This window comes from Mesorhizobium sp. 2RAF21 (assembly GCF_052115345.1).
GTDB lineage: Bacteria > Pseudomonadota > Alphaproteobacteria > Rhizobiales > Rhizobiaceae > Mesorhizobium > Mesorhizobium terrae.
Genome location: NZ_JBFRGM010000028.1, coordinates 43,413 through 55,846 on the forward strand (window position 1 = coordinate 43,413; position 12,434 = coordinate 55,846).

16 protein-coding genes are annotated in these 12,434 nt (G+C 62.2%); 9 read left to right on the forward strand and 7 right to left on the reverse strand.

Going from position 1 to position 12,434, the window contains the following annotated elements; genetic code table 11:
* Positions 1 to 60 precede the first annotated feature (60 nt).
* Together AB4136_RS30165 and AB4136_RS30170 are read left to right on the forward strand one after the other, a co-directional pair.
* The gene (locus AB4136_RS30165; RefSeq protein WP_024925389.1) at positions 61 to 240 is read left to right on the forward strand and encodes a hypothetical protein; all 180 of its coding nucleotides are present in this window, start codon (positions 61 to 63) and stop codon (positions 238 to 240) included.
* 26 nt (positions 241 to 266) lie between these two features.
* Positions 267 to 695 (forward strand): VOC family protein, encoded by a 429-nt coding sequence (locus AB4136_RS30170; protein WP_024925390.1) that lies wholly within the window; start codon positions 267 to 269, stop codon positions 693 to 695.
* Between the two features lie 218 nt (positions 696 to 913).
* On the opposite strand, the gene AB4136_RS30175 is transcribed toward AB4136_RS30170, so the two are convergent.
* Positions 914 to 2,626, reverse strand: a complete 1,713-nt coding sequence (locus tag AB4136_RS30175; RefSeq protein WP_441932059.1) for a sulfotransferase — start codon at positions 2,624 to 2,626, stop codon at positions 914 to 916.
* 130 nt (positions 2,627 to 2,756) lie between these two features.
* Positions 2,757 to 3,167: a Kazal-type serine protease inhibitor domain-containing protein gene (locus AB4136_RS30180; protein ID WP_024925392.1), complete on the reverse strand. Its 411-nt coding sequence runs from the start codon at positions 3,165 to 3,167 to the stop codon at positions 2,757 to 2,759.
* A gap of 543 nt (positions 3,168 to 3,710) precedes the next feature.
* Here AB4136_RS30180 and AB4136_RS30185 point away from each other — a divergent pair.
* The 3 genes from AB4136_RS30185 (at position 3,711) to AB4136_RS30195 (ending at position 4,949) form a co-directional block, all read left to right on the forward strand.
* Positions 3,711 to 3,923: a cold-shock protein gene (locus AB4136_RS30185; protein ID WP_024925393.1), complete on the forward strand. Its 213-nt coding sequence runs from the start codon at positions 3,711 to 3,713 to the stop codon at positions 3,921 to 3,923.
* A gap of 199 nt (positions 3,924 to 4,122) precedes the next feature.
* Positions 4,123 to 4,335 carry a cold-shock protein gene (locus AB4136_RS30190; protein WP_024925394.1) on the forward strand — a complete coding sequence of 71 codons (213 nt, stop codon included), beginning with the start codon at positions 4,123 to 4,125 and terminating at the stop codon, positions 4,333 to 4,335.
* Positions 4,336 to 4,526: 191 nt separating this feature from the next.
* On the forward strand, positions 4,527 to 4,949 hold the full coding sequence (locus AB4136_RS30195; protein WP_024925395.1) for a BA14K family protein: 423 nt from the start codon (positions 4,527 to 4,529) through the stop codon (positions 4,947 to 4,949).
* A gap of 97 nt (positions 4,950 to 5,046) precedes the next feature.
* Here the strand turns inward: AB4136_RS30195 and AB4136_RS30200 are convergent, their stop codons facing one another.
* The 3 genes from AB4136_RS30200 to AB4136_RS30210 all read right to left on the reverse strand — a co-directional run bounded on the left by AB4136_RS30200 (position 5,047) and on the right by AB4136_RS30210 (position 7,182).
* Complete coding sequence (locus AB4136_RS30200) at positions 5,047 to 5,688, reverse strand: MBL fold metallo-hydrolase (RefSeq protein WP_024925396.1); 642 nt, start codon at positions 5,686 to 5,688, stop codon at positions 5,047 to 5,049.
* Between the two features lie 145 nt (positions 5,689 to 5,833).
* The gene (locus AB4136_RS30205) at positions 5,834 to 6,145 is read right to left on the reverse strand and encodes a hypothetical protein (protein ID WP_024925397.1); all 312 of its coding nucleotides are present in this window, start codon (positions 6,143 to 6,145) and stop codon (positions 5,834 to 5,836) included.
* Between the two features lie 143 nt (positions 6,146 to 6,288).
* Complete coding sequence (locus AB4136_RS30210; RefSeq protein ID WP_024925398.1) at positions 6,289 to 7,182, reverse strand: branched-chain amino acid aminotransferase; 894 nt, start codon at positions 7,180 to 7,182, stop codon at positions 6,289 to 6,291.
* Between the two features lie 243 nt (positions 7,183 to 7,425).
* Here AB4136_RS30210 and AB4136_RS30215 point away from each other — a divergent pair, with 243 nt between their 5' ends.
* From AB4136_RS30215 to AB4136_RS30230, 4 genes are all read left to right on the forward strand, one after another.
* The gene (locus AB4136_RS30215; RefSeq protein ID WP_024925399.1) at positions 7,426 to 7,971 is read left to right on the forward strand and encodes a MarR family winged helix-turn-helix transcriptional regulator; all 546 of its coding nucleotides are present in this window, start codon (positions 7,426 to 7,428) and stop codon (positions 7,969 to 7,971) included.
* Positions 7,958 to 8,677 carry a response regulator gene (locus AB4136_RS30220; protein ID WP_024925400.1) on the forward strand — a complete coding sequence of 240 codons (720 nt, stop codon included), beginning with the start codon at positions 7,958 to 7,960 and terminating at the stop codon, positions 8,675 to 8,677. Before AB4136_RS30215 ends, AB4136_RS30220 begins: the two co-directional genes overlap by 14 nt.
* A gap of 56 nt (positions 8,678 to 8,733) precedes the next feature.
* Positions 8,734 to 10,143 carry an ATP-binding protein gene (locus tag AB4136_RS30225; RefSeq protein ID WP_024925401.1) on the forward strand — a complete coding sequence of 470 codons (1,410 nt, stop codon included), beginning with the start codon at positions 8,734 to 8,736 and terminating at the stop codon, positions 10,141 to 10,143.
* A 192-nt stretch (positions 10,144 to 10,335) separates the two neighbouring features.
* Positions 10,336 to 11,358, forward strand: a complete 1,023-nt coding sequence (locus AB4136_RS30230; protein WP_024925402.1) for a glycosyltransferase family 4 protein — start codon at positions 10,336 to 10,338, stop codon at positions 11,356 to 11,358.
* A gap of 14 nt (positions 11,359 to 11,372) precedes the next feature.
* On the opposite strand, the gene AB4136_RS30235 is transcribed toward AB4136_RS30230, so the two are convergent.
* Positions 11,373 to 11,732, reverse strand: a complete 360-nt coding sequence (locus tag AB4136_RS30235; RefSeq protein WP_024925403.1) for a tRNA-binding protein — start codon at positions 11,730 to 11,732, stop codon at positions 11,373 to 11,375.
* A gap of 6 nt (positions 11,733 to 11,738) precedes the next feature.
* Positions 11,739 to 12,239, reverse strand: a complete 501-nt coding sequence (locus tag AB4136_RS30240) for a YbjN domain-containing protein (RefSeq protein ID WP_024925404.1) — start codon at positions 12,237 to 12,239, stop codon at positions 11,739 to 11,741.
* Between the last annotated feature and the right edge of the window lie 195 nt (positions 12,240 to 12,434).

Here is a 12,434-nt window from a genome sequence, read left to right on the forward strand (position 1 = left end):
CCATTCGTTCCTTGGTTGTCGGCACGATGATGTCGCCGCCAATCAGAGGGAGAATGCACCATGTCGATCCTGTCATCCATTGGTCGCATCGCGACCCGATATTCGGCGGCACGCACCCACGCTCGAACCCAGCGCGTGCTTCGTTCGCTGCCGATCGAATTGCGCAAGGACATCGGCTGGCCCGAGGCTGTCGATGAACAGCCGAGCCGGCCTTTCAGAATCCAGGCAACAGTTCGCTAGTCACATTGTAACGAGAGGAAAGTCAGATGAACGACACGACCGCACAGACCGAATATCCCCGCCCGAAAGTACTCGGCGGACTGATCGCCTATCTCCAGGTTGACGGTGCCGTGAAAGCCGCCGATTTCTACAAGCGTGCCTTCGGCGCCGAGGAGGTGTTCTCCTATCCGCCGGACGAACAGGGCCGCACCATGCACATCCATCTCTACATCAACGGTTCGTCGCTGATGCTGAGCGATGCGTTTCCGGAGCATGGCCATCCGCACAAAGCGGCCCAAGGCTATACGATGCAGCTCGTGCTTGGGGCTGACAACATCGAAAGCTGGTGGAAACGCGCGGTGGATGCCGGCTGTGAAATCGAAAACCCGCTTGCGGAAATGTTCTGGGGCGACCGCTGGGGCAGCCTGCGCGACCCCTTCGGTGTCAACTGGGCAATGAACGCTCCCATCAAGTAGCCAGAGGCCGGCCTTTCCAAAACGGAGGCCGGTTTCCAACCGCCGGATCGTATCCCCAGACGATCCGGCGGTTCGTTTTTTGAGATCCGGCGCAGCCCGCCCAATCTGCTAAAAGCGATTGCAGAGACGGCAGAGAGCTGGCCTGCCTTGCGCGCACCGCCAAATTGGCACCGTGCGCATCATGAAGCTGTTCTAAGCCGTTCAACCTTCGAGCGGCGCTACTTCAGCCGCTCGATCAGCGGGTTCAGCCGATCGCCATAACGTTTCCACAGGTCGACCGAACCCTTGTACATGGGCTGGCGCACTTGCGCGGCCGACGCCGTGCGCACCTGTCGCTCGTTCTGATGGAACGACAATACGGCATCGCTCCATGGCAGGCCGAGATAGTCGATCAGCGCGCGGCTCTGGCCTTCCTGGTCGGCGACGAAATCCTCATAGCGCACGTCGTGCACGACACCCGGCAGGACGGCGTGCCAATGCGCCATCATGTCCAGGTAGAGATTGTGGAAATCGGCCAGCTCGGCGAGGTCGTAGCCATAGAGATGGCCGTCGCCGCGGAAATGCGACTTGAAGATCGACAGGCAGGTGGCCACCGCGTTGCGGCTGCAATGCACGATCTTGGCCTTGGGCAGCATCAGGTGCAGGAAGCCGACGAGCAGGAAGTTGCCTGGCATTTTGTCGGTGACATGTTTGAAGCCCGGATAGCGGGTATGCAGCATGTCGAGATAATCGTGCCCGGCATCGGCAAACGCCTTGTCAGGCATATCGGCGATGCCAGCCGGGAAGCCGCCCTTCATGTCGAGCGGGAACCCCTTGCCGACAGCGGTCTTGAGGATGGTGAGCTCGCCGGCGCCGAACACCTGCGGATGGCTGGCGATGATCTGCTCGACCAGCGTGGTGCCCGAACGCGGCATGCCGACGACGAAGATCGGCGCATCGTCCTCGATCGCACTCGACTTGTGCTTCTCGAAAAATGCTTTGGTGAAGGTCGCCTTCATCGCCTCGAATTCGGCGCGCGTCCTGGCGCCGTCGTAGGCGATGCCCTTGCGGCGGATGGCGTTGCCCTCGGCGAAATAGTCGAACGCCTTGTCGTAGACCTTGAGATCGTCATGCGCCTTGCCGAGGCCGAAGGAAAGCTGCATGCGCGCCAGGCTGTCGGCCGGTACCTTGGCATGCTGCGCTTTCATCGCGGCCAGTTCGCCGTCGCTTTCACGCTGCGGCTTGACCTGGGAAAGCATCAGCCATGATTTCGCCTGCGTCGGATCGGCCACCAGCGCCGTGCGGAAATGCTCGGCCGCTTCGGAAAGCCGCCCCTTCTCCATCAGCCCCACGCCATAGCCGTGGTTGAGTTCGGCATCCTTGGGCCGGATGGCCAGCGCCTCGCGGAAAGTGGCCAACGCATCGTCCAGTCGCCCGGCTTCCTGCTGCGTCTCGGCAAGGCCGGCCCTGGCCCGCATATGGAACGGGTTACGGCCGATCGTGGCGCGGAACACCTCTTCCGCGGCGTCGAAATGGCCGATCTGGCGAAGCGTCGAGCCGAGATTGTCGCGGGCCGCGCCATGGTCCGGCTTTGCCGCCACCGCCTTGCGGAACTGCTCGGCCGCCGCAACCCCGCGACCGGCATCGCGCAGCACCGTGCCATAATTGTTCAGGAAGTCCGGATTCTTCGGCTCGGCCCGCAGCGACTGTTCAATCAGCGCAAGTCCCTCGGTACTGCGACCGGTCTGATGCAGAAGCAGGCCGAGAAAATGCGCGGCCGCGGCATGGTTTGCCTTGGCGCCAAGCACCTGCCGGTAGAGGTTTTCGGCTTCCTGCAGCCGCCCCATCTGGTGCAGTTGCAACGCCTGCCCGACGGCGCGATCCAGATCGCCACCGCGCGGTGGTTGCGTCGGGCCACCGGCCCCACCCTTTGCGCCTTCGCGCCTTCTCAATGCCCGGTTGATGGGACACCTGCCATGTTCGTCTGAGCCTGTTGCGACCTAGGCTATCCGAGAGCCGGTTTCAAGCATCAACCGAGGTGGGTGCCGTTGCCGGAAAGACAACGGCACCCGTGTTCACGGTCTAGCAGGGGCCATCGTCGACGACGCGCCAGCCGGCGGCGCGCGCCTCGCAGCCGTTCGGAAATGTCTGCAACTGGCCATGCCGGCGGGCACAGACCGGCGCATATTCGCGGGTGCAGAACTGCGGACGATCGCCGCCATCGTCCCAGCCACCGCCTCGGCATTGGCCGTCGCCAATGATGCGATAGCCGGACCGACGTGCCATGCAGGCATTGGCAAAGGTCTGCCTGTCTCCGCCGCGCCGCGCGCAGACGGGCGCATATTCGCGCGTGCAGAATTGTGGCCCAGGCCCCGGGAAAGGCGGGCGTGGTCCTGGCCCTTCGTCGACCACCACCGTACAGGCCGCAAGCACCAGGGCGACAATGGCAAGCGCCGCTCCCTGCGGCCGCAAGAAGAACTTCAGAAACTGCATGGTCGTCCCTCCATCACCCCCTCCCGACGCAAGACGCCGGGCGATATGGCCGTGCGCAGCGATTAACGCGACAGCCATATTCAGCGCGATTGAATAGACACGGCTTGGCGGAACGCAAGCGCCGGCTTCAACCGTGGTGAATAGGCGGCCCTACGGGGCATGAAACGACACGCGGCCGCTCGTCGCCGACGAGGGACGAAACCCGTTCCTCTCGATCTGGGCCTATCCTTGCGCGCCTGTGGTAGATGACCATGTATTGTCTTAGTATTAGGGAGCGTGAAAGCTGGGTGTTGTTCCCTCAGGCTTCAGCTTGCAACAATCACATTTCCGTGCGATAAATTTTGTGTTCGGGCATTTGCGACCCGGAGACTGGAACGTTTTGCACGACCCTTTCCCCGATAGTGTGAATCTCTGACGGCCCCGTTTTTCGGCGGGGGTTTTTGTCGTGCGCGAATGCATGAACGCCGAAGCAAGAACCGGGAACTGCCAACCGGCGCGAGACGAGGCAGAACCCACCATTGAACGGGTGAAGGAGTTTCCCCAATGGCCCAGACCGGTACCGTAAAGTTCTTCAACAGCACCAAAGGCTTTGGCTTCATCACGCCGGACGGCGGCGCCAAGGACGTGTTCGTTCACATCTCGGCGGTCGAGGCCTCCGGTCTGCGCACGCTCGTCGATGGCCAGAAGGTCACCTTCGACGTGGAACCCGACCGCATGGGCAAGGGTCCGAAGGCCGTCAACCTGCGCGCGGCATAAGTTTTTTCGAATTCGAGCAAATTCGAGAGGCGCGACGGTTTCCGTCGCGCCTTTTTTCATTGTCAAAGCATCGGCGCGGCTGCGGTTTCCGTACAGCAAAAGTTTTTCTTGCCGATATCGCCAAAATAAACGACAAATTTGCCGTCTGGGTTCTTTGCGGGCCCGGAGACTGGACTGATGGGGTTCAAAGGAGTTTCCCATGCCGCAGACCGGCACTGTCAAATTCTTCAATCATGCCAAGGGTTTCGGCTTCATCACGCCGGACGACGGGGCGAAGGATGTCTTCGTTCATATCTCGGCTGTACAAGCATCGGGACTTCCTGGTCTTGAAGATGGACAGAAAGTGACTTTCGACACCGAGCCGGATAAGCGCGGCAAGGGTCCCAAGGCGGTCAACCTGACGGTCGGCTAAGCCGGCGATCAGGAATTACATGGACCGATAGAGTTCGCCCACCGCCTGATCGACGCGGTGGGACGTATTGGCCGGGTCGCGCAAGCGCCACTTTTGTTCAGCCTCCGTTCAGCCACGACCCACTATTACTGGCTGCAAGACCGGGCCACGCCTCCAGAAGAACCAGGCGAACCGGGATGAAGGAGACCGTCATGAACAGATTTTTCAAAGCCGCCATCCTGTCCGTTGCCGTCGGCGCGACGACGCTGGCGACCTTCTCGCCCGCAAGTGCTGATGACTGGCGCTGGCGCCGTCACCACAACCGTTCGGGTGATGCCCTCGCCGCCGGTGTCGTGGGCCTTGCGGCCGGAGCCATCATCGCTGGCGCGCTGTCGCAACCGCGCTATCGCGAGCCGACCTATTACGACGACTACGATCCTTACTACGAGCCTCAGCCCCGTTACGTGGTGCGACCGCGGCCGGTCGTGCGGCAGTATTATTCCTACGCCGGCGGCGTCGAGCCCTGGACTCCGGAATGGTACAGCTATTGCTCGGACCGCTACCGCTCGTTCAACGCGCGTTCCGGTACCTTTACCGGCTATGACGGCCAGCAGCATTTCTGCACCGCCAACTAACCGGCCACCAAACCAAAGTTCCCTGCCCAACGAAAAGCGCCGCCTTCGGGCGGCGCTTTTTTTCTTGTGATACCGCTCTGACGGGAAGTCGAAGGGATCAGACCAGGAAAGGGTTGGAGCGGCGTTCGTCGCCGAACCGGCTGCCCGGGCCGTGCCCACACAAGAAGCCGATGTCGTCGCCAAGCGGCAGTAGCTTTTCCTTGATCATGCGGATCAACGTTTCATGACTTCCGCCGGGAAGATCGGTGCGGCCGACGGAACCGTGGAACAACACGTCGCCGACATGGGCGAACTTCGCCGCGCGGTTGAAAAAGACGACATGCCCGGGCGCGTGCCCCGGGCAATGCAGCACCTCGAAGACATGCTCGCCGAACGATACGGTCTCGCCTTCAGCCAGGAACCGGTCCGGCACGCAGTTGCGGATCGTATCGGTGACGCCGAAACGGCGCGCCTGGTTTTCCAAATTGTCGAGCAGCGGCTGGTCCGCTTCATGCGGTCCGATGATATCGACGCCAAGCGCATCCTTCAAATCCATCGCGCCGCCGGCATGATCGATATGGCCGTGTGTGATCCAGATCGCCTCGACGGAAATGCCGTTGTCGCGCACTGCCGCCAGAATGCGGTCGACATCGCCGCCGGGATCGACCACCACGCCCGCCTTGCTGTCGCCGTCGAACAGGATCGTGCAGTTCTGCTGGAATGGCGTGACCGGAACGATGCCGGCGTTGAGCTGACCCATGATGGCTCCTTCGTCTTGTCCTTCCACCTAGAGACCCCGACCGGCCGCGTCCAGTCTCGCCGAACATGGGAAGGCTCCGAGGGGGCTTCCCAAAACGAAATGGGCGGCCGAAGCCGCCCATGCCGAAAGATATAAGTGTCCCGACTTACTTCTTCATCGCGTTCATGACCATGCCGATGACGCCGGTCAGGATCGCACCACCGCCGGCGCCGCCGACGATGTTGTTCAGGTTGAGTGCGCTGCCCAGACCGCTGGCGGCAGCCGTAGCTGCAGCCGGGTCAACCGCGCCGCCGTGAAGCAGGCTGCCGAGAATTGCAGCACCGCCAACGCCGCCGATTGCACCACCGAGCAGCTTCGGAAGCTGGGACATCGCTGCTTGCTGCAGCGCCGCGCCCACCGCCTGACCGCCGACGATACCGGTAACCACCTGGACGATGATCGGAAGAAGTGTTTCCATTCTGAAGTCCCTCCTTGGATGCCAGCCGCCGCCGGCAGACGCCATCATGAGACCGCGAATCGGTTGAAAGTCAAATGCAGAAAAATGCAGGCTTAAAAAACCAGCGCAAAACTGCTTTCTGACCACAATTCCACGATTTTTTCTTATGCAGCGGCCGCCGCGCGCTTGGGTCGAACAGCATCGGCATAAGCCTGCACAAGTGTTTTGCTGATCGCACCGACCGCGAATCGATATTCGCCGACCTCGCTGATCGGCGTCACCTCAGCCGCCGAACCGGTCAGGAAACATTCTTCGAAGCCCGCCAGTTCCTCCGGCCAGATCGCGCGCTCGACCACTTCTATGCCGCGCTCGCGCGCCAGTTCCATCACCGTGCGCCGGGTGATGCCGTCGAGGAAACAGTCGGCCGTCGGCGTGTGCAGCTTGCCGTCCTTGACGAAGAAGACGTTGGCGCCGGTCGCTTCCGCCACCTGCCCGCGCCAATCGAGCATCAGCGCGTCGGCATAGCCCCTCGCCTCGGCCAGATGCCTGGACATGGTGCAGATCATATAGAGGCCGGATGCCTTCGACTTCGAAGGCGCCGTTTTGGGATCCGGTCGCCTGTAGTCGGCCCAGTCGAGCCTCAGTCCCTTCATCTTCTGTTCGGCATCGAAATAGCTCGGCCACTGCCAGATGGCGACCGCGCAATGGATGCGGTTGTTTTGAGCTGCGACGGAGGTCTGCTCGCTGCCGCGCCAGGCGATCGGCCGCACATAGGCGTCCTCAAAACCCTGCATCTTCAAAAGGGTGCTGCAGGCCTCGTCGATCTCGGCCACCGAATAGGGAATGGTGTAGCCGAGGATTTTCGCCGACTCGTGCAGGCGCTGGCTGTGCTCGGTCAGCTTGAAGATTTCACCGCCATAGGCCCGCTCGCCTTCGAAGACGGCGCCACCGTAGTGGAGGCTGTGGGTCAAGACGTGGACTTTCGCATCGGCCCATTTGATGAACTCGCCGTTCATCCAGATGAAGCCTTCCAATTGGTCGAAGGGAACAGGCGCCATAAATCCTCCCGCGCGCGGACGGTCCGCGCATCGCTGTCACGTTGCGTTTGCTGTCGTTTCGGCTTGAGGGCGGCCGGTCGATGCCTCGGCAGGCTTCGCTTGCAAACTGTCGAAAAGTTCGGGAAAGGCGGTCTCGCCTTGCCTTTTCGTTCGCAATCGGCCCTAAAGCTTATCAAAAATTACCATCGTCCGGAAAATACGTCAATAATGCTGACATAATTTTCGGCTAGGTACGGGATCATCATGGCAGACCGCAAGACCGCTCGACCAACGCCGATCACAACGCCGGTAAGCGACGAGGACGGCATCGACTTCGGCATCATCGAGCTCTTCTTCTTCGCCTATCGGGATTTCACCTCGGATCCCGACGAGATCCTCACCGATTATGGCTTCGGCCGGGCGCACCATCGCGTGCTGCACTTCGTCAACCGCAGACCCGGCCTCACCGTCGCCGAATTGCTGGACGTGCTCAAGATCACCAAGCAATCCCTGGCCCGCGTGCTGAAACAGCTGATCGACACCGACCACATCGTGCAGTTACCCGGCCCGCGCGACCGCCGCCAGCGGGAGCTCTATCCAACCACCAAGGGCCGCGCCCTGGCGCTGGCCTTGGCACGGCCACAGTCGCGCCGCATCAGTACGGCATTGGGAGATTCCGGTGTCGAAAACCGCGCCTCGGTCGAATTGTTCCTGAAGGCAATGGTCAATCCGGAACTGCGGGCGCAGATTGATATTCTGCCCAGAAACCCGATCCAGAAACTGTCAGGGGACGATCATGGAGAACATTGAAAGGACTGACAGGCCGCTGGCCCCGAATGACGATGCACCGCATCTGCTGGTGGTCGATGACGATACGCGCATCCGCAACCTCCTGAAGCAGTACCTCACCGAGAATGGCTTCCGCGTCACCGTCGCCGGCAACGCCGACGAGGCGCGTCGCAAGCTTGTCGGCCTCGATTTCGACCTCCTGGTCCTCGACATCATGATGCCCGGCGAAAGCGGCGTCGACCTGACCCGATCGCTGCGGACCGACAAGAACGTGCCGATCCTGATGTTGACCGCGCTGTCGGAGACCGACAACCGCATCAGCGGGCTGGAGGCTGGCGCCGACGACTATTTGCCGAAGCCATTCGATCCGCGTGAGCTGATCCTGCGCATCAACAACATCCTGCGCCGCGGCGGCCCGGCCACCACGCCGAAGGTCGAGCAGCTGGTGTTCGGCCCTTACACGTTCCAGATCGCCAAGCGCGAGTTGAAGCGTGGCGGCGAGGCGCTGAAACTGACCGATCGCGAACAGGAGATCCTCGCGATCTTCGCCGCCCGCGCCGGAGAGACCATCCCCCGGCACGAACTGGTCGGCGACGATTCAGAGGTTGGGGAGCGTACGATCGACGTCCAGATCAACCGCCTGCGCCGCAAGATCGAGCGCGATCCCGCCAATCCCGTCTGGCTGCAGACGGTGCGGGGTATTGGGTATCGGTTGAGCGTGGAATAGAATGAGATGCTGGCGACCGGTTCACCGGCGACAGCTTCGCGCGAACCGGTAGGTGGATGGCGACTTCGGAATTGCAGGGACCCAAACCGGAAGGCGGACCTATCGGTCGCGTGCTAGGCGCCTTGCCGCGCGGCTGGCGCCGGTTCTGGCGCCTCGTCTCCTTCTATATGCCGAAGCGGCTCTATGCCCGCTCGCTCATCATCGTCATCGCGCCGATGATCCTTTTGCAGTCGGTCATCGCCTATGTCTTCCTCGAGCGGCATTGGCAGCAGATGACGCAGTTGCTGTCGCAGGCGGTGGTGCGCGATATCGCCGCCGTGATCGACCTGATGGAGACCTATCCGCGCGAGGCCGACTACGCCAACATCATCCGCATGGCGCAGGATCGCATGCAGCTGAAGGTCGACCTCCTGCCGCCCGACCCGCTGCCGCCGCCGGGACCGAAACCCTTTTTCTCCATTCTCGACGACGTGCTGCCGGCCGAGATCACCCGCCAGATCAACCGGCCATTCTGGATCGACACGGTCGGCAATTCCAACGTCATCGAAGTGCGCATCCAGCTGGAAAACAAGGTGCTGCGTGTCTTTGTCCGCCGCAGCCAGGCTTACGCGTCCAACACCATCGTCTTCCTGATCTGGATGGTCGGTACCTCGCTGGTGTTGCTGTTGATTGCCATTCCTTTCCTGCGCAACCAGATCCGGCCGATCCTGGCGTTGACCGAGGCCGCCGAGAGCTTCGGCAAGGGCCGACCGATGCCACGCGACTTCCGCCCGCGCGGCGCCGAGGAAGTACGGCGCGCCGGTTTCGCCTTCATCCAGATGCGTGAACGCATCGAACGCCAGATGGAGCAGCGCACGGCGATGCTGACCGGCGTCAGCCACGACCTGCGCACCGTGCTGACCCGCTTCAAGTTGCAATTGGCGCTTATCGGCGGCAGGCGAGCCGACACCGAGGCGCTCAACCAGGACATCCAGGACATGCAGTCGATGCTGGAAGGCTACCTGGCCTTCGCGCGCGGCGAGGCCTCCGAAGACCAGGGCGATTTCGATCTGGAGACCTATTTCCAGAAGTTGCGCGACGAGGCGACGCTGCGCAAACGCAAGTTGACGACGGCCATCAGCGGTCCACGCCTTGTCCATGTCCGCCCGAACGCCTTCGAACGCCTGCTGTCGAATGTCGCCGGCAACGCCTTCCGTTATGGCCAGATCGTCGACATCAAGGCCGTCAACAGCCGTGGCTCGCTGGTGGTGACGATCGACGACGACGGCCCCGGCATCCCCGCCGACAAGCGCGAGGAAGTGTTCAAGCCTTTCGTGCGGCTGGACGAAGCGCGCAACCTCGACGCCAGCGGCACCGGCCTCGGCCTTTCCATCGCCCGCGACATCGTTCGCAGCCATGGTGGCGACATCACCCTGGACGACAGTCCACAGGGCGGCTTGCGGGCTGTCATCCGGGTGCCGTCCTAGGACATTTCATCGCGGCGTCATGAAAACATGGTCAAGAGCGCGCATGAAACGCGCGATTTTCCATGATTCGATCTGGCGGTTGGACCCCGGCGTCCTGCCCGCCCGACCGGGCTGGCGCGAGGAATGGCCGTTGTTGGGCCGCCCTCGCCGATCACGCGCGGACAAGATCCGGCGACAGCGCGGCGAGGCCTCATGCGCATCCTGATGGTGACCGATGCCTGGCGCCCTCAAGTCAACGGTGTCGTCCACACATTGGAGCGGCTGTCCGAGACCCTGAAGGGACAAGGCGTCGAAACCGAATTCCTGACACCCAACATCTTCCGCACCCTGCCACTGCCGACCTACCCGGACATCAGACTGGCCCTGACCACACCGCGCCATGTCGCGCGACTGATCGCCGAGACCAAGGCCGACCATATCCACATCGTCACCGAGGGGCCGCTGGGCATGATGGCGCGGCGCTATTGCCGAGCAAATGGCCGGCCTTTCACCACCAGCTATCACACGCGCTTCCCGGAATATCTCAGCGCCCGCCTGCCCGTGCCCGAAAGCTGGGCCTATGGCTGGCTACGCGACTTCCACAATTCCGGCCAAGGCACACTCGTCGCCACCCAGTCGCTGGCCGATGACCTCGCCGCGCGCGGCTTCAACAAGCTGAAGCCCTGGACCCGTGGCGTCGACATCGAGCATTTCCGGCCGACCAAGCGCGGCGAGCTTGCCTTTCCGCGGCCTATTTTTCTCTCGGTCGGCCGGGTCGCCATCGAAAAGAACCTGCCGGCCTTCCTCGATCTCGATTTGCCTGGAAGCAAGGTGGTCGTCGGTGATGGGCCAGAGCGCGCCAAGCTCTCGGCACGCTATCCCGGCGTGCATTTCCTCGGCCATCGCCCCAGCGGCGAGCTGGCCGAACTCTACGCCTCCGCCGACGTCTTCGTGTTTCCAAGCCGCACCGACACGTTCGGCAACGTCATCATCGAGGCGCTGGCCAGCGGCACGCCTGTTGCCGCCTATCCGGTGACGGGGCCGATCGACATCATCGGCGACGGCATCGGCGGCAAGGTATCGGAAGATTTGCGCGAGGCCGCGCTCGGCGCCCTCGAAGTCAGCCGCACGGAAGCCCGCGAGCGCGCCTTGCGCTACAGCTGGAAGGCCTGCGCGGACATGTTCATGGACACGGTGAACGATGCTTTGGGACGGCGCGAGAAGCTCGCCGCCTGAGCCGGCTTCTATGACTAGTAGAGCCGGCCGCCGTCGGGCACCTTGCGCTCGATCGCGCCAAGCACGACATCGCCATCGGCGTCCGGGAAGCCCAGGGTCAGCACCTCCGACATGAATTTGCCGATCTGGCGCGGCGGGAAATTCACCACCGCGAACACCTGACGGCCGATCACGGTCTCCGGCGTATAATATTTGGTGATCTGCGCCGACGATTTCTTCACGCCGATCTCCGGCCCGAAATCGATCTTCAGCTTGATCGCCGGCTTGCGCGCCTCCGGAAAGGGCTCCGCCTCGATAACGGTGCCGGCACGGATGTCGACACGGTCGAAATCGGCGAAGGTGATGTCCGGCTTGCGCTCGCTTCTGGCAGTCATGGCGGGTCAGGCGTTTCCGTGCGTTTCGAAAAGCACGCTCGACAGCGCGTCCTTGGCCGAGGTGCCGGACCAGACGACAAACTGGAACGCCTGGAAATAGCATTCGCAGGCTTCAAGCGCAGAGGACAACAACACCTCGACCTGCTGGCTGGACGGCTCGACACCACCGGCGAGCAACAGCGACTGGCGGAACATGATCGCGCCCTCCTGTTCCCACAGGTCGAAATGGCCGAACAGCATCTGCTCGTTGATCAGCGACAACAGTCGCATCACTTCCAGCGTGCGGTTTTCAGGCACCTTGATGTCGAAGGCACAGGCCAGGTGCAGCGCCTCGAAGTCCTCCATCCAGGAGAAGGAGACATGATAGTCGGTCCAGGTTCCGGTCACGGAGATCGAAATCTCATCGTCGCCGGCGCGTTCGAAAGACCAGTCGTTGTTGTGCGCCACCTGTTCGATCACGTCGACCGGATGGATCTCGCGGGAAAATTCGAGCTCAAGGAGTTCCATGGAATGCTTCCTGTCGTTCTGGGAGCGCCACCGCACGCTCCGCGGGGGAGGCACGCACAACGAACAAATTTCTAGAACTCGGACGGCCTGGACTGCTCGACGCAACACTCCATGACCGGACCCCACCGCCCGGCGCATGACCCGTTCCGAATCATGCAGCAAATTCAGTCTATTGATCGGGAGTCGCGTGACCAG

Bases quoted from the DNA above. Each gene is read 5' to 3' on its own strand.
- AB4136_RS30165 (WP_024925389.1), top strand. From the start codon at position 61: ATGTCGATCCTGTCATCCATTGGTCGCATCGCGACCCGATATTCGGCG.
- AB4136_RS30170 (WP_024925390.1), top strand. From the start codon at position 267: ATGAACGACACGACCGCACAGACCGAATATCCCCGCCCGAAAGTACTC.
- AB4136_RS30180 (WP_024925392.1), bottom strand. From the start codon at position 3,167: ATGCAGTTTCTGAAGTTCTTCTTGCGGCCGCAGGGAGCGGCGCTTGCC.
- AB4136_RS30185 (WP_024925393.1), top strand. From the start codon at position 3,711: ATGGCCCAGACCGGTACCGTAAAGTTCTTCAACAGCACCAAAGGCTTT.
- AB4136_RS30190 (WP_024925394.1), top strand. From the start codon at position 4,123: ATGCCGCAGACCGGCACTGTCAAATTCTTCAATCATGCCAAGGGTTTC.
- AB4136_RS30195 (WP_024925395.1), top strand. From the start codon at position 4,527: ATGAACAGATTTTTCAAAGCCGCCATCCTGTCCGTTGCCGTCGGCGCG.
- AB4136_RS30200 (WP_024925396.1), bottom strand. From the start codon at position 5,688: ATGGGTCAGCTCAACGCCGGCATCGTTCCGGTCACGCCATTCCAGCAG.
- AB4136_RS30205 (WP_024925397.1), bottom strand. From the start codon at position 6,145: ATGGAAACACTTCTTCCGATCATCGTCCAGGTGGTTACCGGTATCGTC.
- AB4136_RS30210 (WP_024925398.1), bottom strand. From the start codon at position 7,182: ATGGCGCCTGTTCCCTTCGACCAATTGGAAGGCTTCATCTGGATGAAC.
- AB4136_RS30215 (WP_024925399.1), top strand. From the start codon at position 7,426: ATGGCAGACCGCAAGACCGCTCGACCAACGCCGATCACAACGCCGGTA.
- AB4136_RS30220 (WP_024925400.1), top strand. From the start codon at position 7,958: ATGGAGAACATTGAAAGGACTGACAGGCCGCTGGCCCCGAATGACGAT.
- AB4136_RS30225 (WP_024925401.1), top strand. From the start codon at position 8,734: ATGGCGACTTCGGAATTGCAGGGACCCAAACCGGAAGGCGGACCTATC.
- AB4136_RS30230 (WP_024925402.1), top strand. From the start codon at position 10,336: ATGCGCATCCTGATGGTGACCGATGCCTGGCGCCCTCAAGTCAACGGT.
- AB4136_RS30235 (WP_024925403.1), bottom strand. From the start codon at position 11,732: ATGACTGCCAGAAGCGAGCGCAAGCCGGACATCACCTTCGCCGATTTC.
- AB4136_RS30240 (WP_024925404.1), bottom strand. From the start codon at position 12,239: ATGGAACTCCTTGAGCTCGAATTTTCCCGCGAGATCCATCCGGTCGAC.